Raw genomic sequence first — 22,162 nt, forward strand, 5'->3', positions numbered from 1 at the left:
ACCTGTCCGTGAAGGGTTTCAAAGTGAGGTTTGCCCCGGACAGGGTGGGGGAGAATGTCCCGAGGCCATGTGATGTCATGTTATGTTATGCCCATGTGGCTCAAACAACTGAAAATCGGTGACATGCGGGTCACCTCCTTGACCGATGGCAAATTCAGACTGGATGGCGGTGCCATGTTCGGCACGGTTCCCAAGGTGCTCTGGACCAAACTGACCCCCTCCGATGACCTGAACCGCATTGCCCTGAGGATCAACCCTTTGCTGGTTCAGACCTCAGGAAAAAACATCCTGATTGAAACCGGCATGTGGGAAGGGGACGAAAAATTCCAGAGCATGTTCAGTCTGGAACGGGACAGCACCATCTTCGAAGGTTTGAGGCAGCTGGGCTTGGACCGCACGGACATCCATCTGGTCATCAACACCCACCTGCATTTTGACCATGCTGGACGCAATGTGCTGGAAGGCAAACCTGCGTTTCCAAACGCCAGATACCTTGTGCAAAAACAGGAGTTGCACGATGCCCACCACCGCCATGAACGCAACCGCGCCTCTTATTACACCGAGCAGTACGTGGCCCCCATCGAAGAGGCAGGTTTGTTTGATGTGCTGGATGGAGACACCGAAATCCTGAACGGCATCAAGGTGGTGCAAATTCCCGGGCACAACCTTGGGCAACAGGCGGTGGTGCTGGAATCCGAAGGCCAAATGCTGGTTTACACGGCAGATTTGCTGCCCACTCTGGTCCACGCCCCGTACCCTTATGTGATGGGTTATGACCTGTACCCGGTGACCACTCTGGAAACCCGCAAGCGCTTTTTCCCCGAGTGGTTTGAAAAAGGGGCCATTCTCGCTCCTCCGCATGACCCTGAGTACGCTTTTGGACGGCTGGAAATGCATCCCAAAAGTGGATTTCTGGCAAAGCCCCTTTGAAGCAAACCTCAGGCGAAAGGAGCAGAGACCCAGAGAGCGGTTTCTGCTCCTTTTTTCAGGTCACGGATTCACTCGAAGAACTTCAGGCTCCATCCGGTGTTGCTGGCAGAACCCCGGGTGTAGGTGGTGTTGCCCCACCACATGAAGCTGCCCGAGTACCAGAACCGCCCGGCCCAGAAGTTGCTCGGGAAGCTGTTTTTGGGCACCCCGTGGTAGGCCAGAGGAAAACTGCTGCCTGCGGGTGGGCTGGTGTTGATGTCTCCATTGAGCAGCACAAACGAGTGGTGTCCAACCCCTTTGGCATACAGGGTGGGGTCCCATCCGGCCATCATCGGCGCATTGCTGGAAAACAGGCAGCCATTGGATTTGTACCAGTCCCACACGTAAGAGGGATCCCCTCCGGCACGCAAACGCAGGTCTGCAAGACAGTAGTTCACATCCCAGCTTCCGTTGGCAGAGTACACGATGTGCAGTTGGCCTGAAGGATCCATGATGGGCTGAGGTCCTTCATTGACCCACGAGGGGTGCCAGCCATCCACCCTCTCCCAGCTTTCTCTGGGCTGGGAAATCACGAAACGGTTTCCGGTCACGGTGGTGGGATTGGTCATTCTGGCCAGATACAGGGTCTGTTCCTGTTGTTCTCCGGCAGCAAAAGTTCTCTCCCAGCCGGACCACACAAACCACCACTGGTTGTTGTATTTGAACGGAACCCCATCAATGGCCCACTGGTTGCCCGGCAACGCCATCTGGGTGGCTGCTGAATACCCCGAGGTGGGGTTTTGCGACTGGATGAAATACATCCGGTGGTTTGCCCCAGCGCCTCCTGCAAAGTAAATGTAGTGGGTGGTCCCATCCTTGATGATCTCAGGGGCCCAGATCTCGGGGATGTTGTTGGGGTTGCTCCAGACCTGTTGTCTTGTGGCACTTGCCAGACCTGCAACCGAACTGGCTGAACGCACAAAAATCAGTTTGCCATCGGACTCCACAGAGTGGTAGGTGCTGCCCACCCGGATCACGCTCGGGTCGGCATTCTGAATGGAAAGCTGGGCCTGAGGTTTGACCTCTGGCAGGGAAGAGGGGCCAGAGGAACAGCCCATCAACAGGCCGGACCACAACAGCAGGGTGACTTGTGTTTTGAACATCGGATTTTTCATGGAACTCCTTGTGTACATCCAGAGGATTCGTTCCGTCAAAAACACATGCATGAAAAAGGACCCCTCAAGCTCGGGTGCTCAAGTTCAAGAGGAAGGAAAACGAAAAGGGTGTTTTCGCTGAATGGGGTTCTGGAGGTGGCTCGAATATTAACAAGAAAATTTGTTAATTGTCAAATGGAATCAAGTGGTCAAGTGGGCACGCAAAAAGCAGGGTGTTCACCCTGCTTCAGATGTTTGGAAGTTTGTGGTGGCTTTTCAGCGGACTTTGACTCTGGGCTTGTCTTGCGGGAAACGGTAGGCCATCCGCATCACCAGATCCTGCTCGTAATTGCCGAATTTCCGGCCAAACAGGTTGACTCCGCCTTTGTGCCGTGCATCGTCCTTGACCCCAATTTTGACTTTGATGTGGTTTTTGGACCCGAGGTTCAGGTCTGCCAGCGTTACGCCAGACAGCTTTTCTCCATCGATGAAGCTGCCTTCTTCGGTGACCTGCCAGTGCTTCAGGAGGCCATACATGGTCTGGTCTTCCAGCCACCATGCAGGGGTCAGACGGCCTCGGGTGCCCCCGAAATCACCGGGGCTGGTCCATGTCCCGATTTCGATGTCATTGAGCCAGAGGGTGATGTCACTGGGCCAGTCGGGATCGTACTGGGGGGCTTCTGAGCAGATCTCCATGGAGAGCACCAGAGATTGCGCCACCGACCCATAAGGCAGGTTGTTGGGGAAGGCATATTCCACAAAGCCTTCTCCAAACCACAGAATCTGGGCATACACATGGTCTGGCTCGAAAAAACTGCGTGGATCATCGAACATGCCGATGATTTTGCTTTCACTGGCCAGACCGCAGGTGGGTTTGACTTCAAAGTTGCGGTAATTCCCGATGGGCATGGAGACCGTCACGGTGTCGGTTTCTGCGGCAACGTTGGCTCCGGGCAGGCGCAGGATGATCTCGTCGTATTTCTTGGCACACAGTTTCTGAGACCCTCGGGAGCCGGGCTCGTACTGCACGCTGATCAGACCGGCCTCTTGCAACTGGTTCAGGTTGAAATTCACCGTCGAGTGGGGCAATCCCATCGCCTCTGCAAGTTCGCTGATGTTCATGGGGTTGTGGGAAAGCAAGCTGAGGATCAACAGTCTGGTGTCTGAAGCCAGGGCTTTGAGGACAGGCAGAGATGAATCTCCATCAATGTACAGGACGCGGTTTCCAGAGATGCCCATCTGTGCTCCTTTGGAGGGGAAGATGGGTTCAATTCTAACAACTTTGATGATGATTTTGCAACATTGCAGAAATTGTTGTTTTTTCCTCAGGTGGGGCTCAGTTGATGGTACAGAAAGCAGGGCTTGATCGAAAGTTGTGAAAGCTGTGATTGTAGCAGTGACCCAAGAAGATGAGTCGAGACTGAAATCATGAGAAAAACCGTTTTCTGAAAGCTTGATTTGAAAAAGTAATTTTACACAAATACTTCTTGAGGGGTGAGGAGGGGCAGCCCTGAAAGCATGCTGTTTGTTCGACGCAAGCATGAACGCAGTCCAGTTTTGAAACTTTCAAAGATGTTGACAAGAAATAAAAAAAGTTGTTAGTATTAAGGGGCAAGACAGCAAACCACAAACCTCTCCTCATGCAGCAGGTGTAGCCATGCCCTTAGATGCTTTGCACCCGAGGCCGCAATTTCAGCGTGCCACATGGGTCCCTCTGGATGGATGGTGGCAATTCAGTTCGCAAAACGAACTGGGCATCCACCCTCCTGAAACCCTCGAATTTTCTCAAAACATTCTGGTCCCTTACAGCCCCGAGTCTCCCCGCTCTGGTGTGCAAGACGAAAGCCCACACCAGCAGGTGTGGTACCGCACCAGCCTGACCCTCCCTGAGCATCTGGTTCCTCAGGACAATGAACGTCTGGTGCTGCATTTCGGCGCAGTGGACCACCATGCAAAAGTGTGGGTCTCTGGACATTACGCAGGTGAACACATCGGAGGGTACACCCCTTTTTCCTTCGACATCACCGAACACGCCCACGAAACCATGCTGGACATCGTGGTGCAGGCTTGTGATTTCCCCACCGACCTGCGCATTCCCAGAGGCAAACAGGACTGGCTCGACCAGGCCCACTCCATCTGGTACCCACGCACCACCGGGATCTGGCGCACTGTCTGGTTGGAGAAAGTTCCAGTCCAAAGGTTGGAAAAGCTGCACTGGACCGCCAATGTTGAGCGCTTTCAAATCCAGTATCAGGCCAGTGTCAAAAACGCCGAGGGATGCCGCTTGCAGGTCCGGCTTTACCTGCGTGAGCAACTGATTGCCGAAGACACCACACGGGTTCAGCAAGGACAGGTCACACGCACCATCCACCTGCCCGACCCCGGCATTGACGATGCCCGTGACGATTTCCTCTGGAGCCCCGAGCACCCCCAACTGCTTGATGCTGAAATCACCTTGCTGGATGAGCAAGGCAAGGTGCTGGATCAAGTGTCTTCCTATACTGCCCTGCGCAGTGTGGAGGTCCGGGACAACCACTTCTATCTGAACGGTAGACCCTATTACCTGCGTCTGGTGCTCGATCAGGGCTACTGGACCGAAGGCCACGCCACGGCCTCTCTGGAAGAACTGCGCCGGGATGTGGAGCTCACCAAAAAGCTGGGCTTCAATGGGGTGCGCAAACACCAGAAAATCGAAGACCCCCGCTACCTTTTTCAGGCCGATCATCTGGGCCTCTTGGTCTGGACCGAAATGCCCAGCCCTTACACCTTCTCCCCAGAGGTGGTTCAGCACGTCACCCGCGAATGGCTGGAAGTGCTGGACCGGGACCGCTCCCATCCTTGCGTGGTTGCGTGGGTCACCTTCAATGAATCGTGGGGGGTGCCAGACCTTCCTCTCGTGGAGGAGCAACGGCAGTTTGTCAAAGCCCTGTACCACCTGACCCGTTCCATCGACCCCACCCGCCCGGTGATTGGCAACGATGGCTGGGAGCATGTGATCACTGACATTTTCTCCATCCATGACTATGAAGCCCGTCCAGAGGTGATCCGCCAGAATTACAGTGCAGAAGCCCTGAACCCACAGGGTGCCCGCAAATTCATGCCCGGACGCAGACAACTGCTGGTCGGAGACTGCCCGCTTGAAAAGCAACCTTACATGCTCACCGAGTTTGGCGGAATTGCTTACACCGCCACCCCTCAAGAAGGCTGGGGGTACAGCACCGCACAGACCAGTGAAGACTTCATCGAGCGGTACGAGAAACTGCTGGCCGCGGTGCACGACAGTCCGGTGCTCTCTGGGTTCTGTTACACCCAGCTGACGGACACCTTTCAGGAAATCAACGGCATTCTGACCATGGACCGCACCCCCAAAGCCGATATGGAACGCTTTGCAAAAGCCAACAAAGGCAACAAGATGGTGCACCCTCACCCCAACGAGATGCAGTACTCCCACCGATGGCTGAAAAAACAGCCCCAGAGCAACCCAGAGCAAACCCAGACCCGTTCGGATTCACTGGCCTGAAGGTTCCCGTCACGGAACATCCACAAGCTGGTGGTAAAGAAACTTTCTAGGAGGAAAGCATGAACCTGAAACCCCTGACCCTGATTCTGGCCCTCGCTGCTGCATCCACCGCCCATGCTGAATACACCGGACCCAAAGTGGAAATCACCTACCTCCACGGCTTCACCGGACCGGACCGCCCGATCATGGAGCAACTGGTCAAGAAGTTCAACGAAGCCCACCCCAACATCGAAGTCAAAGCGCAAGCCCAGCCCTGGGGCACCACCTGGCAGCAACTTGCCCCTCTGGTGGCCTCTGGACGCGCCCCTGACGTGGTGGTCATCAACGAAGACCAGATCACCGGATTTGTGGCCCGTGGTGCCGTGACCCCCCTGACTGCAGCAGACCTCAAAGCAGGTGGCATCAACAAAGCCAGCTTCTACCAGCCGCTCTGGAAAACCGCCGATTACAAAGGACGCAGTTACGGGGTGCCCATCCACTCGGTTGCTCTGGCGATGTACTACAACAAAGACCTGATGAAGAAGTACGGCATCAGCAAAGTGCCCACCAACCGTGCAGAATTCCTTGCTGCTGCCAAAGCCTGCACCGTGGACAAAGGCGGCAAGAACCCCGGCGAAGCTGGATTTGACCCCAAAAACCTGCAAACCTGGGGCAACGGTGTGGTCAACGGCTGGATGGGTGGAACCATCGCCTACTCGGTGCTGCGCCAGAACGGTGTGAACCTTGTGGACAAAGACCTGAATGCCGCTTTTGCCACCCCTGCAGGTCAGGAAGCCATTCAGTTTCTGGTTGACCAGATCAACAAGTACCAGACTTCACCTGCCAACGCCACCGAGCAGAGCGAAATCAATGCCTTCCGTCAGGGCAAAACCTGCTTCAACTTCAACGGCGTGTGGATGCTCGAACAGTACAAAGGTCAGGATGGCCTGAACTTCGGGATTGCCCCCTTCCCCCAACTGGGCACCAAGATGAAAGCCGCATGGGGCGGAAGCAGCCACCTCACCCTGCCCAAACAGCGCGCCAACTACGACAAAAACAAGCGTCTGGCCGCTCTGGAATTCATCGGCTGGATGACCCAGCCCGCCCAGAACCTGTTCTGGACACAGGCCGGAGGTCTCCCCACACAGGCCAAAGTCGCCAGCGACAAGTCCTACGACAACAACCCCATCTCTGGACTGTTTGAAGGCTTGCCCAACGTGTACGCCACCTCTGGTTACCCCTGGGTCGGTCAGGTGCGCGGTGCATGGGATGCTGCTGTAGAGGCCGCCATCCTTGGCAAGAAAACCGTCAAAGACGCTCTGGAAGACGGCATGAACGAAGCCAACAAGCAAATCGATCAGGCCAGAAAAACCCTCCAGTAAACCTCTCCCTGGCCTGACCGGCACCGTGCTGGTCAGGCCAGCTTTTGAAGGAGAGCCCCATGAGTGACATGACCAGCAACACTGCACTTCCCAAAAAACGCAGCCGGAAAATGACCCACAACAACACCCATCCCATTGTGCCGTGGCTCTACCTGCTGCCCCATGCCATTTTCTTCCTCGGGTTCATTGTTTTCCCGGTCTTTTATGGACTGTACATCAGCATGCACCGCTGGGATCCCCTTTTGGAAAGCCAGCCCTTCGTGGGTCTGGAATTTTATGCCAACCTGTTCAAGGCTGGCACCCCACAAAGCGAGTTCTTCTGGAAGACCTTTGTGAACACCACCCTGTTCACGGTGATCAGTGTGCCCCTCTTGGTGGGCACCTCCATCGGACTGGCAGTGCTCCTGTTCAAACCCATTTTTGGCCGGGCTTTTTTCCGCTCCATCTTTTTCATGCCTGGCATCCTCTCGGTTTCGGTGATGGGGATCCTCTGGAAGTGGCTTTTTGAAAACCAGAGCGGTCTGGTGAACATCATCCTGACCGAGTACCTGAAACTGCCTCCCATTCCATTTCTGACCAGTGAAGGTTGGGCATGGGTGCCGATTGTGGTGGGCACCGTTTGGTGGACCATCGGTTTCAACATGACCCTGTACCTCGCCGCCATGAACAACATCCCCAAAGCCATCTACGAAGCTGCTGAACTGGATGGTGCCACCAACTGGCAGCAATTCCGTTTTATCACTTGGCCCAACCTGTCTGCGACCACCTTGTTCGTGGTGGTGACCACCGTGCTCGGGTCGTTCCAGTTGTTCGGGCAGCCTCAACTGATCACCGGAGGGGGACCCACCCGTTCCACCCAGAGTGTGATTATGTACATCACCGAGGAGGCTTTCTCCAACAACCAGTTTTCCAGTGCTGCCGCGATGTCCTTTGTGTTCGGGGTGCTGATGCTGGTGTTCACCGCTTTCCAGTTCTGGTTGCAGACCCGTGATCTGCGGAAAGGCAAAAAATGACCACCCAGTCTGCCCCCAACTTGCCTCAGGCCAGAAAGCGCCGCATCCCGAGGCAAATCCCCAGATTCCTCTTGCTCTGCTTCCTTGCCTTGCTGTTTCTTGCGCCCATTTACTGGATGCTGTCCACCAGTTTCAAACCCGAATCGGACACCATCAGTTTGCCGATCCAGTGGTGGCCCAAAAACTTCACCATTGAAAACTACCGCGAGATTTTCATGTCTCCAGACGGCAACATCCTGCGCTGGACCTGGAACAGCGTGTTCACCAGTGCGGCTTACACCTTCATGCATGTGCTATTTTGCTTGCTTGCTGCTTACCCTCTGGCCCGCATGCAATTTCCGGGGCGTGACCTGTGGTTCTGGTTTGTGATTTCTTCCATGATGGTGCCCGGCATCGTGACCCTGATTCCCAGTTACATCATGATGATCCAGCTGAACTGGATTGACACCTACCACGCCCTGATCTGGCCGGGGGTCTCCGGGGCATTCGGGGTTTTTCTGCTCAGGCAATTTTTTATGGGCATCCCCAATGAACTGGAAGAAGCTGCTGTGCTGGACGGGGCCAACAGCTGGCAAATCCTCTGGAAAGTGATTGTGCCCCTGTCCGTCCCAGTGCTGGTCACCCTTGGGGTGTTTGCCTTCATGGGAAGCTGGAACAACTATGTGTGGCCGCTTTTCGTGGTGCACGGTGACCTGCAAACCCTTCCGGTGGGCATCACCTCGTTTTCCAGCCGTTACACCACCGATTACGGCAAACTGATGGCCGGAACCGCCATTGCATCCATTCCAGTGCTGGTCGCCTACCTGATCGGCCAGAGGTACCTTGAGCAGGGCCTCTCTGCTGGAGGCAGCAAAGAATGAACCCGTTCTGGTGGGGTGTGGGCATCGAGAACACCAGCATGCCAGACCTCGGGGTGAACGAGCTGTTCATGACCCGGCATCAGGACCACTGGCAGCAGGATTTGCTGAGGGCCAAACGCCTCGGGGTGCAGTTCATCCGGTACGGTCTGCCTTGGGACATGCAGCATCCAGAAAAGGACCGTTTCGACTGGAGTTGGACCGATCAGGTGATGGCTTTCCTTGCAGAAATCGAGCTGGAGGTGGTGTGGGATCTGGTGCATTTTGGCACCCCCTCATGGCTGGCAAACGGCTTTCTGAATCCTGATTATCCAGCAGAAATCGCCAGATACGCCAAAGCTTTTGCCCAGCGTTACCCACAGTTCCAGAGATACACCCCCTTCAACGAGCCTTACATCTGCGCGTTTTTTCGCGGAGGGAACGGCACATGGCCCCCATACGGCATCACCTCTGGTACATTCGTGCAGATGTTGATGCCCCTGATCGAAGGCATCCGCCAGACCGTGAAGGCCATTCAGGAAGTGAGGCCCGAGGCCCAGTTCTGGCTGAACGATGGGGCAGATGGTTTTGTGACCTGTGATCCTGCGTTGCAAGACCTTGCCTCTGAACTTACCCAGTACCGGTTTCTGGCTCTGGATCTGTTGCTGGGCAAGGCCGATGATCAAAGCTGGACCGCTCAATTCCTGTCCCGGCATGGGATTGACCCTGACTGGATCAGCGGTTTTGTGCAAGAACCTGTCCAGCTTGATGTGATCGGGCTGGATTATTATCCCGGATCAGAGCATCAGATTTTCCAGCCCACACCGGACCGTCCCGCATCAGACTGGGGGCGCAGACAGGATTATGCTCTGGACGCTGATCCCAATCCGCCCGGTCTGGGTGCCACCTTGAAACTGTATTTTGAGCGCTACGGCAAACCTGTGTATGTCGCAGAAACCAGCTCAGATCGGGACCAACTGGACTGGCTGAAATACAGCGTTTCCGAAGTGGCCCGAGTCCGATCAGAAGGGGTGGAGGTGCTGGCTTACACATGGTGGCCCCTCTTTGACCACATCGACTGGAACTCGGGCTTGACCCGCCTGACCGGGCATGTGTGCCCCTCGGGGCTGTACCACCTGCAAGGTGACCTGCACCGCACAAAAGGGGAGGCCAGAGACGCTTTTGCCCTGCTGACTTCACACGACCCCACCGATCAGGGTCAGCCCACTTTCCTTTTTCATCCCGGAGTGAAACCATGAAAAAATCCCTGACCCTTGGCCTGACCCTGCTGACTCTGGCAGGCTGTGCCCACGCGGAGAACCGAATGAAATACCAGAATCCCGTCCTCGACATCAACTTCCCCGATCCCTTTGTCCTGAAAACCCCTGAGGGGTACTACGCTTACGCCACCAACGGCGAGGGCAGAGACATCCAGATGGCCTTCAGCAAAGACATGGTGAACTGGGAAGTCAAAGGTGATGCGCTGGGTGGCCTGCCGTTCTGGGCTCTGGGTGGACTGACCTGGGCTCCAGAGGTGATCCAGAACGAAGGCAAATACCTGATGTATTACACCCTGCGTGACAAGGACAGTGACCGCCAGTGCATCAGTGTCGCAGAATCGGAAAAACCCGAAGGTCCCTTCATGGACACCTCCGAGAAACCCCTGATCTGTCAGGCCGATGAAGGGGGCAGCATCGACCCGAGCCCTTTCCGGGACAAAGACGGGCAACTTTACCTCTACTGGAAAAACGACGGAAACGCCATTGGACTCTTGACTTACCTGTACGGCCAGAAGCTGTCCAAAGATGGCAAAACCTTGCAAGGAGAGGCAGTGCAGTTGCTGCACAACCGCGAACTCTGGGAAGGCAACCTGATTGAGGCTCCCACCATGCATGAACAGGATGGGGATTATTACCTGCTGTTCTCTGCAAGTGACTTTGCCAGTGACCTGTACGGTGTGGGATATGCCGTGGGGAAAAGCCCTCTGGGACCTTTTAAAAAGTCCCCAGACAATCCCATTGTGTACTCCGTGGGAGATGTGGCCGGACCCGGACACCAGACCATCACCACCGATGGTGCCGGCAACACCTGGCTGGTCTACCATGCATGGACCGCGGGCTTCATCGGAGACAACGTGGGCAAGCGCACCATGCGCATTGACCCCATCTTCTTCAAAAACGGCAAAATCACCTTCAAAGAGCCCACCCTGACCGAACAGGAAGGCCCCATCATCCCATGACTGCCAGAGGTTTGGACATCGGGCACAAAACCGCTCTGGTGCGCCAGTTCTTGCAGGAGGCTGGGGGGGCAGCGGTGCGCCTGAAAAGCATTGAATGGTTTGGCTGGATCACTGCTGGAGGTTCCAGTGCCGTGCTGCAAACCGTGGAAGGGGGGGTGGCTGAGGTCCTGATCACAAATACAGACTTCATCGTGCTGACCGATGCCATCGAAGCCCCCAGAATCCGGGATGAAGAACTGCTGCCAGAGACCCAAATTCATGCTGTCCCTTGGGCACAGGCCCACCTGCAACAGGCCTTTGTGGACAGCCATGCAAAAGGGGGAGTGGTCTTCAGTGACCGCCCCTCGGGGTCAGAGCAACCCCTTCCAGAGCACTTCTGGTTGCTCAGGCACAGCCTGACCCCTTACGACATCGAGCGTTACCGGGCTCTGGGCAAATCCAGCGCAGAGGCCATGACCGAAGCCCTGAAACAGGCTCGTCCAGACCAGACCGAAAACGAGTTGGCTGGAATGGGTGCAAGTGCTCTGCGTGCCAGAGGTCTGGATGTGGGTCTGGTGCAAGTCGCAGGGAAGCGACGCCTGAACCTGTACCGCCACGTCCCCCCTCAACATGACCCTCTGGGTCCTTGGGCGATGATGTCCTTCTGCGCAAGGCAAGGCGGGCTCTGGGTCAGCTTGACCCGTTTCGTGGCCTTTGAACCTTTGCCAGCAGGACTGCAGGAGAAGCACCACAAGCTCAAAGAAATCGAAGCGGCAGTGCTGCAAGCCACCTGTGCTGGAAACACCCTCGGGCAGATGTACCACATCCTCAAAGCTGCATACGCTTCCAGAGGAGAAGGAAACGCCATTTTGGAGCACCATCAAGGCGGACCAACGGGTTACGGTTGCCGTGAACGCATCGCCCTGCCCTCAGACCCTTATGTGCTGCGGGCCCCACAGGCATTCGCATGGAACCCGAGTTTGCGCGGAGCCAAAATCGAAGACACCGTGCTGCTCCATGAGGACGGCAGCCTCGAAGTGCTGACCTTGGATCCCTTATGGCCTGCTTCTCTGGAACAGGGTCTTTTGCGTCCAGACGTGTTGCAGCAGTTCTGAAATTCGACCACGCCTCAATCAACCGCTTCAGGAATGGCACCTGCCATGTCCTGCAGAGAGGAGTCCACCATGACCTCCATGAGTCCACTGCACCCCGGTTATTTTGCTGACCCTTTCATCCTCAGACACCAGAACCAGTACTTTGCATTCGGCACTGGACAGCATGCAAGGGAGGGCCGGGCTTTTGAAGTGCTCACCTCCACAGACCTGATCCACTGGACCTCTCTGGGCGGGGCTCTGGAACCCGTAGAAGGCTTCGAGGAAGGCGATTACTGGGCCCCAGAGGTCGCTTTTTCCGATGGTACCTTCTACATGTATTACAGTGTGGGCCACGGAGACAAAGGCCAGCATTTGCGTGTGGCCACCTCCCAAAAGCCCGAAGGCCCCTACATCGACCAGAAACTGAAACTGGTTCCAGATGAACCTTTTGCCATTGACCCCAGCCCTTTTCAAGACGAGGATGGCCAGTGGTACCTCTATTACGCCCGTGATTTTCTGGATGGAGACCGGGTGGGCACCGCTCTGGTGGTGGACCGCCTGAAATCCATGACCGAACTGGAAGGCAACCCGCAAGTGGTCCTCCGTGCCTCTCAGGACTGGCAAATTTACCAGAGAAACCGCGAAATGTACGGCCAGACCCTCGACTGGCACACCCTTGAAGGTCCCTTTGTGGTCAAACGGAACGGCAAATGCTACTGCTTCTACTCTGGTGGTGCATGGATCAACGACACTTATGGGGTCAATTTTGCTGTAGCAGACCATCCCCTCGGACCATGGACCGAACCCCTGGGCCATGCCAGTGTGCTCAACACCCACCTGACCGGCCTGACCGGACCCGGCCACAATGCGGTGGTCACCGACGCTGAGGGACAGGACCACATCGTGTTTCACGCATGGAACACTGAGCAGACCCAAAGACAGCTTTATGTGTGGCCTCTGGAGTGGAGGGAGATGGGGCCAGTGGTTGGCAAGGGGTAAAGGCTGCCGAGGGCCCAGAGCCAAGGGCATCGGGGCTCACCTCCAGAAAATGGTCAAAGGGCTCCGTTTTTGTAAAAGCTTTAGCCAAAGCAATTTCCAGCTGTCTGCTTTCTGCCTTGGCATTTTTTGCCCTTGGCTCTCGGCTCTGGGCCCTTGGCAAATGGCAATGCATGCTTGACCCCTCCAGTGCCCTCGGCATAACGCCTTTCCCACCCTCCCTATGCTAAAATCACTCCGAAACGCATCCCGAGCACTGTATTTCTCTGATGGGCAAACCTGCTCGGGGCGTCTTGGAGGTCTCATGCGCTTGAAAGTCGATTTGCTGCCCAGAGGCTCCTATCCAGATGTGGTGATTCTGGTGGATGTCCTGCGTGGCACCACCAACGCCCCCATTTTGCTGGAGGCTGGAGCACAACATCTTTACCTTTCTCCCAGTTTGAAAATCGCAAGGCAATTTGCTTCAGAAAACCAACTCTTGATGGTCGGTGAACGGGACGGCATGCCCATGGAAGGCTGCAACCATCCGGCCAGTCCAGCAGAACTCCGCAACCTGAAGTTGCAACAGGATGTGATGTATCTGGCCCAGTACACCCCTCAGGCGGTGCGTCAGGTGCAAGGGGCCAAACATGTTTTGTTGGGCAGCTTTTACAACGCCAGAGCGGTGATTCAGAAAGCCTTGCAACTGGCCACCGAAGAAATTGCCATTGTGTGCACCGGGCAGGACGGCAACGAAACCCTCGAAGACACGGTGTGCGCTGGGTTTCTGGCCCGTCGCATCGAAAAACACCTGGAAGTGCAACTGCTGGACGCTGCCCGCATGGCGATGGCTCTGGTCCGGGCTTTCCCGGATGTGCAGGAGGCTCTGGTGCAATCGTCTACTGGTCAACAATTGCAGAAACTTCGTTTGTACGAAGACATTGCGATTTCCAGCCTGATCTCTCAAACTGATGAAGTGCCCATGCTGCAAGAAGTGATTCTCAAAGAAGACACCCCCATCTACAGGTTCGAGTGATGCAGAGACTTTCCTTGTTCAATTTCCCCGTTGACCCTCTGGACCTCGATGGTGTGGTGGAGCGTCTGGAAGGCTGGATGGGTGCGTTTGATCCCCACACCGTCATCACCCTCAACCCCGAGATCGTCATTCAGGCTGAAGAGGAAGACGCCGAACTCGCGCAGGTGATTCGCGGAGCCGATCTGGTCAGTGCAGATGGGGTGGGCATTGTGTGGGCGGTCAAGAAAATGCTGGACATCGATTTGCCGGGTCGGGCCTCGGGTATCGACATCGTGATCCGTTTGATGGAACGGCAAGGCCCCAACCTGAGGGTGTTCTTTCTGGGAGGCAAACCGGGCATCGCTGAGCAAGCTGCCAAAGCCTGTGCAGAAAAATACAACGTGCAAATCGCTGGCTTTGACCACGGATACTTCAAAGACGATGGCAATGAAGACCTGAAGCTCGTGGAGAAAATCCGCGCAGCCTACCCGCACCTGCTGATCACCTCTCTGGGAGCGGGCCGTCAGGAGAAATTCAACCACCGTCACCGCAACCGCCTGAGGGTTCCAATCATGATTGGTGCAGGTGGCACGCTGGACGTGCTCTCTGGAACCGTGGAGCGTGCCCCAGAGTGGACCCAGAAAATGAAAGTCGAGTGGGCCTACCGGATTCTGGGAGACCGCAAACGTTGGAACAGGTTTCCCCGCCTGATGAAATTTGCCATGCGGGTGCAGAACGCCAAACCCATCGAGAAAAAATAAGCCCCATCGTTCATCAGGCGGCAGGAAGTTGTGTTCCTGCCTCTTTTGGGTTTCCTCTACTGCTTTTAACAGTGAATGCGTTTAACAGTGAAATAGAAGGATTCTTTTGAATCCTTCTGTTTCAAACAACACGACCTCAAGCATCAACCCCTTATTTCTCTGTCAAATGCTTTAAAATGCTGAACTGCCTGCTCAAAACGCTGAACTGCCTGCTCAAAACGCTGAACTGCCTGCTCAAAACGCTGTTCGATGTCTTTCAGTTCAGAGGTTCCTGAAAGTTCCCTGCAGGCGTCTTCGCGGACCAGATGCAGATGCCTGAGAATGTGCTGCTGGTGCTCTGGATCGTCCAGCACCGACATCACCACCCCGAGCACCTCCAGCAAACGGATCATGATGGCTGGAGAGGTCTTTCCAAACTGTCGGATTTGGTGGAACATTTCATCCATCAGGCCACCAAAGCCAACTGTGGGCACCATGACCCGCACCTCTCCACTCTGGTCCAGATGCACTCCACTGTGCAAGTTGCGGTTTTTGAGCAGGCACAAAGCGCTGCCCATGCGATCGATGCAGGTGATGACCGTAAATGGATCTTTGATGCCTGATTCCATGCTCCGAACGGCAATTTCATTCAACTGACGGATGGCAGCCTCTGGATCGTGGGGGGTTTTGCGGTAATCGCTGAAATCCAGAAAAGGGGTCAGATGGATGGGTTTGGAGGTCTCCGCAATCACCATCCCCGGAAACACATACTGCCCCGGACGGATTTTCAGGACCACCACGGCATCCAGAGCTCTGGCTTTCTGAACCAGTCCCTTCAGGTTGATCTGGTACAGGTTCCCTGCACTTGTGGAGTAAACCTGCACAGGATCTTTCAATGGTGTTTCTGGCTCTGGGACAGCAGGCAGACTGGAGGAGACCTCCAGCATGATCCCTTGCAGTTCCTTCCCGAGCCGATTGACCAGTGTGGTGATGTTCATAGCTTGCACCATCTGGTCAATGAACATCACCAGAAAGCCCACACTCAGGTAAGCCAGCAGCAATCCCACATTGACGGTCAGCACAGGAACCGGAAATCCCTCCGGTGTGCTTTTTAGGGCCGCAATGGCCCATAGGTTGAAACTGAAGGTGCCCAACAGCACCCCGAGGGTCAACTGGCTTCGCCAATCCTGTGAAAAATCTTCAAGCAACCTCGGTCCCATGTCCCGCGAGTCAAAAGACAGGGCAGCAATGCTGATGGTGAAGGTCGAAGCCACAAAGGTGTACATGGAGGCAGCAACGGCGTACAGGAGGTCATGTGCGCCCTGCAAACTCTGGACGTTCCAGAGCCAGTTCAGCCCTTTGAGGTTCAAGGTGTGGTTCAGATACAGTGCAAAATGGGCCAGCATCAGAAAGAGCAAAATGCACATGGTCGGAATCATCCAGAAACGACGGAACCATCTGGAATGGGTCATGACCTGATTCTAGAAAGGTTGCAGGATAAACATCCGATAAAATCCTCAAGGAAAGTTCATGAAAAAAACGCCATCTGGTGGCGTTTGTGACTGAAAAAGATGTCTCAGGTCAGGCTTTGGGAGTGACTTCCTTGAAGGCAATCGGATTGGACAGCACGATGCTGGTCTGGCAGGTGAAACCCATCTCAATGAGTTCTGCGAGCACTTTTTCCAGTTCGCTGATGTTTTCAACGGCAATGCGCAGCATGCAGGAGTTTTCTCCAGTGACCGAGTAGCATTCCAGCACCCCGTCACGCTTCTTGGCCCATTCGATCAATATCGGATCTTTTTGGCCACTGTCCTGCACGCCAATGAACGCCATCACCTTGCGCCCGAGGTTCTGGGGCAAAATCCGGGCTGCATAACCCACGATCACCCCGGCATATTCCAGTCGGCTCACCCGTTCTGCGGTGGCCGGAGCGGAAAGGCCAATGCGTCTTCCCAGTTCACGCATGCTCAGGCGGGCGTCTTGCTGCAACTCCTGCAAAATTCTTGTGTCGAGGTCATCCAGCTTGCTTTTCATTTGACAAGGAACAGTGTACCGATTTGTGAGGGGGTTGGCTACCCTGCTTTATGCCTAACTCAAGCTGAGGCCAGAGCAGTGCATCATGCTACAATTCGCCTGATGAAACGAATCGCTGTGTTTGCTTCGGGAAGCGGCACCAACCTGCAGACCCTGCTGGGATGGTTCCCCCACAAGGACCCGAGGGCAGAAATCACGCTGGTGATCAGCAACAAACAGGACGCTTACGCTCTGGAACGGGCAAGGCAAGCCGGAGTGGAAGCGGTGTACATCCCTTGGAAGAAAAATGGCCGGGAAGACTTTGAACGTCAGGCCCAGAGCCTCATGCAAGACAGGCAAATCGATCTGGTGGTGTTGGCCGGATTCATGCGGATTTCCAGTGATCCTTTCGTGGAATTCTGGCGTGGGCGCATCATCAACATCCACCCGAGTTTGCTTCCAGATTTCCCCGGTTTGCATCCCCAGCAACAGGCTCTGGATGCAGGGGTCACCCAATCTGGATGCACGGTGCACTTTGTGGATGCTGTGCTGGATGGCGGAGACATGATCCTCCAGAAAGCGGTCCCGGTGCTTGAAGATGACACTGCAGATGCGCTTGCTGCACGCATTCAACCAGCAGAACATGAGGCCTATCCGCAAGCGGTGCGCTTGTGGCTCTCGGGTCTGGCTTTTCCTGTGCCCAACCTTGAGGAAGGCACACAGGAATTTGGCCCAGGGTTTGCCGATGTCCTGAAAAGCTGGGAAGCACAAGGTCTGGATGTTGCACAAAGGCAGCATGCTGTGCGTGTGGCCCGACTGTTGAAAACTTGGGACAAACCCGAGCTGGTCTTCGCTGGCCTGCACCTGTCTGCGGATCCTGTGGTGGCTCTGGCCCGCAGTGCAGACGATTTGCGCCTCGGGTTTATGACGCTTGAACCTTTGCAGGACCGCAAGAACCGCTGGGAAGCCAGAGGTCGCCTTCTGGAACGTGCAGAGGCTCTGGGCCTGAAAGAGGCTTTTGAAGCTGCTTTGCATGAAACGGCCCTCGAATGGGACCGCACCACTTTTTAAAGCATCTGGCAGTGCAACCAGAGAAGAGACATCTTGTTGCCCCGATCAACGCAGTAAGGAGAATTGCATGAACGTTCTGGTGATTGGCAGCGGAGGCCGCGAACACGCCATTGTGAAAGCCCTCAAAAAATCAGACCGCATTTCACGCTTGCAGTGCATTCCCGGAAATGCAGGCATCGCAGAAGATGCAGAGTGCATCCAGCACAGCCTTGAACCTGCTGCCATTGCACAGTATGCCCGTGAAAATGGCGTGGACTTTGTGGTGGTGGGGCCGGACAACCAGCTTGCAGATGGCATGATCGATGCTTTGCAAGCTGCTGGCATCCGTGCTTTCGGCCCGGTCAGAGCTGCAGCCCGTCTGGAATGGTCCAAGCGGTACTCCAAAGAAATCATGGCCAAATACCACATCCCCACAGCGGCCTACCAGAGCTTCACAGATCTGGATGCCGCCAAAGCTTATGTGCAGCAGCAAGGTGCACCCATTGTGGTGAAAGACTCTGCTCTGGCACTCGGCAAAGGGGTCACCGTGGCCCAGACCATCGAAGAGGCCCTGACTGCTCTGGATGCCATCTTTGACCGTCCCAGTGGGGCAGAGGTGGTCATCGAAGAATTCATGCAGGGCATGGAGGTCTCCATCATGGCCTTCTGCGATGGAAAAACCGCTGCCATGATGCTCCCCAGTCAGGACCACAAAACCATTTTTGACGGAGATGTGGGCCCCATGACCGGCGGAATGGGCGTGATTGCACCCTTCCCCCTGACCGACGAACAGAAAGAACGCATCCAGAGCGAAATTCTGGACCGCTTGATGGCTGGCATGCAACAAGAAGGCATCCCTTATCAAGGGGTGATTTATCCCGGCTTGATGCTCACCCCTCAGGGACCCAAGGTGGTGGAATTCAACTCCCGTTTTGGCGACCCAGAGGCCGAATGCATCCTGCCGCTTCTGGAAAGCGACCTGCTGACCATCATGGAAGCCTGTGTGGATGGAAACCTGACCCAAGACATGGTGCAGTTCAGCACAGATGCCAGTGCTCTGGTGATTCTGGCTTCTCCGGGTTACCCTGCCAGCAGCACGAAAGGCATTCCGATTCAGCTTCCAGTGGTGCCAGAGCACAGCATCATTTTTCATGCTGGAACGGCCCTCAAAGACGGACAGCTGGTCTCCAATGGAGGCCGTGTGCTGGCCGTTCAAGCTCGGGGTGAGGACCTGACCGAAGCGGTCACCAGAGCCTATCAGGTGGCGGACGCCATTCAATTTGAAGGTGCCCAGATGCGTCGGGACATTGGTGGTCGGCTCGGGATCAAAGTTCGGGTTTGATGGACGCAGCAGGCAAAAAAACAAAAGAAAAAGAGAGGCCCTGAGCCTCTCTTTTTGGTGGTCAAAATGGTTTGGATGGTCCAACAGGGTTGCTTTTTAAAGCATTTGACAGAAAAACAAGAGGCCATCCATCTGGAAAGGGTTTTTAAAATAGGAGGATTCAAACGAATCCTCCTACTTCAATGTTAAACCCAGTGGTTGCTCAGAGAACAGGCAGGGGCATGTTGTAGAGCGAATCGACAAATTTTTGCCAGTTGGTGGTCACAAAGACAATGCCTTCTTCTTTCTCCAGGAGGACTTTGACTTCCACTTGATCTCCTGCAATGGTGTCCGCATCAGGTCCATCTTTCATGTTGCCTTTGGCAGTGAAGAGGTTGGCATAGTGATTTGGAGTGCTGTACACCAGTTTGGCCTCAACATCACCAACGGGTTGCCCATTGACATCGGTGGTGTAGTTTTTGGCAGAGGCGGTGAATTCTGCAGCATTGCTGTCCAGAGCCACATTCAGTTTGATGTCACCAGCAGTGAGACCCCCTTCTGTGCCCACTGAAGCGCAGGTGTTTTCTGTGGTTGCTGTGACATTCACATTGCCACTGACACTCAGGGTGTGCTTGCTGGTGGTCAGTTTGAACTCAGCAGAAGCAGATCCCTGTTTGCCCTGGGCACTGAGGTTGCCTTTGGCGGTGATCTGGCCACCCACATTGAGGGAAGCATCGGCTTTGTTCACCAGAATGACATCGTAGGTCGAGTTTCCTCTGGTGTATTTGCACTTGCTGAAATCCTGATTGAGGGTGGCGGTGTAGAGGGTTTCGCCACCAGAGGTCAGTGTGTCTTCCAGATCCATCAATTCTTCACGGTAACTGGTGGTGTTGCTCCAAGTGCTGGACAGCACAGCAATTTCTTTGTATTTGGTGGTTTGGGTGAAGTTGATCCCTTTCACGGTAAAATTCACCACCATGCCATCGGTGGGTTCATTTTTGGTTTTGGTCAGTTTGCCAAAGGCATCGCGGGTGTAAGTGCCCCGCAGCAGTTTGTAATCCGGATCTTCAGGGGTGCCTTGTGCTTCCAACAGGGCTTTCAGACCTGTTGCTTCGAACAAGGCTTTTTGCAGTCCTTCGGCAGACATTTTGGTGGGTTGTTCTGGAAGAGGTGGCAGTTGGATGCCCAGAGCCAGCATGGCTTTTTGGGTTTGGGGGGTCAGGTCTGCAGACATTTCCATCATGGTGCTCATGTCTTTGGGAATGGCTTGCAGCACTTTGGCGTTGTCTTCGGTCTTGACAGGTACATTGGGTCTGCAACCGGCAACCACCAGAGACAAAGAGATGAGGGCTGCAAAAGTCAATTTGTTGGATTTTTTCATTGGGATATTCCTCCGAACGTCATTCTATATGCATCACCTTTGGTTTGGAAGTGACGAATTTGAAACTTGAAGGACACAGTCCTTTATACTTGAGCGGTGATGTGGTCAACAATTCCAAAAATGTGTTTGTGTGGTGCATTGGTACTCTGGTTGTTGAATTCGTGCAGCACGAATCATTCGTATGCGGGAACATGGAATTACAAAGCCACACTCGATGATGGCACGATCCTTGAAGGGGAAACCAAGGCCACCCAATACACACGGGAAAACCAAACTTTTGTGAAACTCAGTGACTATACAGGTGTTTTGAAAGAAGACCAGATTCACATTGAGGTCCGTGAGCAGCGTGACAACGTGTTCTACGAGGTCACAGGCACCCTTGCTCCAGAGGGTTCCAGGAGCAAGCTCTCGGGTCAATTGAAAATCAAAGAAACCCATTCCAGTGGTGAAGTGGTCAACACCCTGGTCACCCTGCAAGCTTGGAGGTAAAAACCCTCCAAAAGGAGGGTTTCTGGACTTCAGGGGTTCGCAAGTTCATTTTTTCAGCAGTTTGTAATCTTCATAGGTGAAAATGGCCAATCCACCATATCCACTTTTGGGTTGCAAGGTTTGATTCACAGTGTTCAAAGTGGATTCCATGTAACGCCAGCCTTCTTCATAAAAGGTGGTGCTGGCTGGGCTCAGTCCCCGTTCGTTTTTGGTGTTGACCCCGAGCACCACTTTTTTGCCCACTTTGCTGGCGTATTCGATTTCGCTGTAACCGCTGTTCACAATGCCTTGCACGGTGTCGCGGTAGTCCATCAGCACAGTCAGGTCTGCAACATCAATGATCCATTCAGAAAGAGGACGGGTTTGCCCGTTGCGGAGCACCTGAATTTCATCGAACCAGCAGGGGATGTCCACAGCCAGAGGCTGGCTTTGCAGGGTGTTTTTGACCTGTGCAAAGAGGTCCAGAAGACCATTGGCCACTTGCTGGGGGTTGTTTTGCCATTCAGGAAGCAGGTAGGGTTCCACATCCAGATGCAGCCCAATGCCTTGTGCCTGAGGATACTGGTTGGCCAGTTGGACCACCTTCTGGGCAAATTGCACCCCCTGATTCTGGAACTCGGGCAAAGCCCAATGGGGATGTCCGGTCAGCAGTTCCACATTGAATTTCCGGCTTCTGGCGTCTTGCACAAAACCGGCAAGTGCAGCAGGGCGGTTGTTCAGGTGGTCTTCGGCCTCCAGGTAAATGGTTTTGATGGGGTGGCTGGAAGCAAAAGTGTAAAAAGCACTGCGGGCTTTGCTCTGGGTGACCAGATCGGCATAGGTCCACACGGCAGTCTGGAAGGACAGGGCTTCTTGATCAATCTCTGGGGCAGGAGCAGGGGTTTGGGAGCATCCCACCATCAGGGCAATGAGGGAGAGGGACCAGAGGCTGCGTTTCATGGCTTCAGCATGGCATAAGCTGGTGGTCATGTGGTTACAATTTCGTTTCATTAATCCATGACAGAATTTGAATGTTTCATGGTCCGAAATTCGTTTGACAAAGAAAAAAACTCCATGGAGACTCGGTGGAAAAA

20 protein-coding genes are annotated in these 22,162 nt (G+C 54.7%); 14 read left to right on the forward strand and 6 right to left on the reverse strand.

Going from position 1 to position 22,162, the window contains the following annotated elements; all coding sequences use genetic code 11:
• Positions 1-93 precede the first annotated feature (93 nt).
• Entirely contained in the window at positions 94-930 is an 837-nt protein-coding gene (locus Q371_RS06470; RefSeq protein WP_034338055.1) for an MBL fold metallo-hydrolase, read from the forward strand.
• 68 nt (positions 931-998) lie between these two features.
• On the opposite strand, the gene Q371_RS06475 is transcribed toward Q371_RS06470, so the two are convergent.
• Positions 999-2,084, reverse strand: coding sequence for a glycoside hydrolase family 43 protein (locus Q371_RS06475; RefSeq protein ID WP_245618254.1), 1,086 nt, complete (start codon positions 2,082-2,084; stop codon positions 999-1,001).
• 255 nt (positions 2,085-2,339) lie between these two features.
• The gene (locus tag Q371_RS06480) at positions 2,340-3,302 is read right to left on the reverse strand and encodes an ArsR/SmtB family transcription factor (protein WP_034337788.1); all 963 of its coding nucleotides are present in this window, start codon (positions 3,300-3,302) and stop codon (positions 2,340-2,342) included.
• A 418-nt stretch (positions 3,303-3,720) separates the two neighbouring features.
• Here Q371_RS06480 and Q371_RS06485 point away from each other — a divergent pair, with 418 nt between their 5' ends.
• The 10 genes from Q371_RS06485 (at position 3,721) to Q371_RS06530 (ending at position 14,856) form a co-directional block, all read left to right on the forward strand.
• Entirely contained in the window at positions 3,721-5,583 is a 1,863-nt protein-coding gene (locus tag Q371_RS06485; RefSeq protein ID WP_051963482.1) for a glycoside hydrolase family 2 protein, read from the forward strand.
• Between the two features lie 59 nt (positions 5,584-5,642).
• Positions 5,643-6,944, forward strand: a complete 1,302-nt coding sequence (locus Q371_RS06490) for an ABC transporter substrate-binding protein (RefSeq protein ID WP_034337790.1) — start codon at positions 5,643-5,645, stop codon at positions 6,942-6,944.
• Positions 6,945-7,003: 59 nt separating this feature from the next.
• The gene (locus Q371_RS06495) at positions 7,004-7,957 is read left to right on the forward strand and encodes a carbohydrate ABC transporter permease (RefSeq protein ID WP_342668500.1); all 954 of its coding nucleotides are present in this window, start codon (positions 7,004-7,006) and stop codon (positions 7,955-7,957) included.
• The gene (locus Q371_RS06500; protein WP_034337792.1) at positions 7,954-8,817 is read left to right on the forward strand and encodes a carbohydrate ABC transporter permease; all 864 of its coding nucleotides are present in this window, start codon (positions 7,954-7,956) and stop codon (positions 8,815-8,817) included. Before Q371_RS06495 ends, Q371_RS06500 begins: the two co-directional genes overlap by 4 nt.
• Entirely contained in the window at positions 8,814-10,052 is a 1,239-nt protein-coding gene (locus Q371_RS06505; RefSeq protein WP_034337794.1) for a family 1 glycosylhydrolase, read from the forward strand. The genes Q371_RS06500 and Q371_RS06505 overlap by 4 nt, the downstream gene beginning before the upstream one ends.
• Positions 10,049-11,032, forward strand: a complete 984-nt coding sequence (locus Q371_RS06510) for a glycoside hydrolase family 43 protein (protein WP_245618255.1) — start codon at positions 10,049-10,051, stop codon at positions 11,030-11,032. The genes Q371_RS06505 and Q371_RS06510 overlap by 4 nt, the downstream gene beginning before the upstream one ends.
• On the forward strand, positions 11,029-12,126 hold the full coding sequence (locus Q371_RS06515) for a M24 family metallopeptidase (protein WP_034337797.1): 1,098 nt from the start codon (positions 11,029-11,031) through the stop codon (positions 12,124-12,126). The genes Q371_RS06510 and Q371_RS06515 overlap by 4 nt, the downstream gene beginning before the upstream one ends.
• A gap of 78 nt (positions 12,127-12,204) precedes the next feature.
• Positions 12,205-13,104, forward strand: a complete 900-nt coding sequence (locus Q371_RS06520) for a glycoside hydrolase family 43 protein (protein ID WP_245618256.1) — start codon at positions 12,205-12,207, stop codon at positions 13,102-13,104.
• Positions 13,105-13,405: 301 nt separating this feature from the next.
• Positions 13,406-14,116 (forward strand): 2-phosphosulfolactate phosphatase, encoded by a 711-nt coding sequence (locus tag Q371_RS06525; protein WP_034337800.1) that lies wholly within the window; start codon positions 13,406-13,408, stop codon positions 14,114-14,116.
• The gene (locus Q371_RS06530; protein WP_034337802.1) at positions 14,116-14,856 is read left to right on the forward strand and encodes a WecB/TagA/CpsF family glycosyltransferase; all 741 of its coding nucleotides are present in this window, start codon (positions 14,116-14,118) and stop codon (positions 14,854-14,856) included. The genes Q371_RS06525 and Q371_RS06530 overlap by 1 nt, the downstream gene beginning before the upstream one ends.
• A 143-nt stretch (positions 14,857-14,999) precedes the next feature.
• Here the strand turns inward: Q371_RS06530 and Q371_RS06535 are convergent, their stop codons facing one another.
• Positions 15,000-16,307: a DUF2254 domain-containing protein gene (locus Q371_RS06535; protein WP_034337805.1), complete on the reverse strand. Its 1,308-nt coding sequence runs from the start codon at positions 16,305-16,307 to the stop codon at positions 15,000-15,002.
• A 109-nt stretch (positions 16,308-16,416) separates the two neighbouring features.
• Positions 16,417-16,869 carry an Lrp/AsnC family transcriptional regulator gene (locus Q371_RS06540; RefSeq protein ID WP_034337807.1) on the reverse strand — a complete coding sequence of 151 codons (453 nt, stop codon included), beginning with the start codon at positions 16,867-16,869 and terminating at the stop codon, positions 16,417-16,419.
• 102 nt (positions 16,870-16,971) lie between these two features.
• On the opposite strand from Q371_RS06540, the gene purN reads away from it, so the two are divergent.
• Positions 16,972-17,919, forward strand: a complete 948-nt coding sequence (purN, locus tag Q371_RS06545; protein WP_034337808.1) for a phosphoribosylglycinamide formyltransferase — start codon at positions 16,972-16,974, stop codon at positions 17,917-17,919.
• A gap of 67 nt (positions 17,920-17,986) precedes the next feature.
• Positions 17,987-19,240: a phosphoribosylamine--glycine ligase gene (gene purD, locus Q371_RS06550; RefSeq protein ID WP_034337811.1), complete on the forward strand. Its 1,254-nt coding sequence runs from the start codon at positions 17,987-17,989 to the stop codon at positions 19,238-19,240.
• Positions 19,241-19,442: 202 nt separating this feature from the next.
• On the opposite strand, the gene Q371_RS06555 is transcribed toward purD, so the two are convergent.
• The gene (locus Q371_RS06555; protein ID WP_034337814.1) at positions 19,443-20,600 is read right to left on the reverse strand and encodes a hypothetical protein; all 1,158 of its coding nucleotides are present in this window, start codon (positions 20,598-20,600) and stop codon (positions 19,443-19,445) included.
• Positions 20,601-20,879: 279 nt separating this feature from the next.
• Here Q371_RS06555 and Q371_RS26895 point away from each other — a divergent pair, with 279 nt between their 5' ends.
• Positions 20,880-21,089 (forward strand): hypothetical protein, encoded by a 210-nt coding sequence (locus tag Q371_RS26895; protein WP_157442569.1) that lies wholly within the window; start codon positions 20,880-20,882, stop codon positions 21,087-21,089.
• Positions 21,090-21,134: 45 nt separating this feature from the next.
• Here Q371_RS26895 and Q371_RS06565 read toward each other — a convergent pair whose 3' ends face one another.
• Positions 21,135-22,028 (reverse strand): hypothetical protein, encoded by an 894-nt coding sequence (locus tag Q371_RS06565; RefSeq protein WP_157442570.1) that lies wholly within the window; start codon positions 22,026-22,028, stop codon positions 21,135-21,137.
• Positions 22,029-22,162 lie beyond the last annotated feature (134 nt).

Origin of the sequence: Deinococcus misasensis DSM 22328 (assembly GCF_000745915.1) — a bacterium.
Lineage (GTDB): Bacteria > Deinococcota > Deinococci > Deinococcales > Deinococcaceae > Deinococcus_C > Deinococcus_C misasensis.

Coding starts and splice junctions, on each gene's coding strand:
- Q371_RS06470 (WP_034338055.1), top strand. CDS start 94: ATGTGGCTCAAACAACTGAAAATCGGTGACATGCGGGTCACCTCCTTG.
- Q371_RS06475 (WP_245618254.1), bottom strand. CDS start 2,084: ATGAAAAATCCGATGTTCAAAACACAAGTCACCCTGCTGTTGTGGTCC.
- Q371_RS06480 (WP_034337788.1), bottom strand. CDS start 3,302: ATGGGCATCTCTGGAAACCGCGTCCTGTACATTGATGGAGATTCATCT.
- Q371_RS06485 (WP_051963482.1), top strand. CDS start 3,721: ATGCCCTTAGATGCTTTGCACCCGAGGCCGCAATTTCAGCGTGCCACA.
- Q371_RS06490 (WP_034337790.1), top strand. CDS start 5,643: ATGAACCTGAAACCCCTGACCCTGATTCTGGCCCTCGCTGCTGCATCC.
- Q371_RS06495 (WP_342668500.1), top strand. CDS start 7,004: ATGAGTGACATGACCAGCAACACTGCACTTCCCAAAAAACGCAGCCGG.
- Q371_RS06500 (WP_034337792.1), top strand. CDS start 7,954: ATGACCACCCAGTCTGCCCCCAACTTGCCTCAGGCCAGAAAGCGCCGC.
- Q371_RS06505 (WP_034337794.1), top strand. CDS start 8,814: ATGAACCCGTTCTGGTGGGGTGTGGGCATCGAGAACACCAGCATGCCA.
- Q371_RS06510 (WP_245618255.1), top strand. CDS start 10,049: ATGAAAAAATCCCTGACCCTTGGCCTGACCCTGCTGACTCTGGCAGGC.
- Q371_RS06515 (WP_034337797.1), top strand. CDS start 11,029: ATGACTGCCAGAGGTTTGGACATCGGGCACAAAACCGCTCTGGTGCGC.
- Q371_RS06520 (WP_245618256.1), top strand. CDS start 12,205: ATGAGTCCACTGCACCCCGGTTATTTTGCTGACCCTTTCATCCTCAGA.
- Q371_RS06525 (WP_034337800.1), top strand. CDS start 13,406: ATGCGCTTGAAAGTCGATTTGCTGCCCAGAGGCTCCTATCCAGATGTG.
- Q371_RS06530 (WP_034337802.1), top strand. CDS start 14,116: ATGCAGAGACTTTCCTTGTTCAATTTCCCCGTTGACCCTCTGGACCTC.
- Q371_RS06535 (WP_034337805.1), bottom strand. CDS start 16,307: ATGACCCATTCCAGATGGTTCCGTCGTTTCTGGATGATTCCGACCATG.
- Q371_RS06540 (WP_034337807.1), bottom strand. CDS start 16,869: ATGAAAAGCAAGCTGGATGACCTCGACACAAGAATTTTGCAGGAGTTG.
- purN (WP_034337808.1), top strand. CDS start 16,972: ATGAAACGAATCGCTGTGTTTGCTTCGGGAAGCGGCACCAACCTGCAG.
- purD (WP_034337811.1), top strand. CDS start 17,987: ATGAACGTTCTGGTGATTGGCAGCGGAGGCCGCGAACACGCCATTGTG.
- Q371_RS06555 (WP_034337814.1), bottom strand. CDS start 20,600: ATGAAAAAATCCAACAAATTGACTTTTGCAGCCCTCATCTCTTTGTCT.
- Q371_RS06565 (WP_157442570.1), bottom strand. CDS start 22,028: ATGAAACGCAGCCTCTGGTCCCTCTCCCTCATTGCCCTGATGGTGGGA.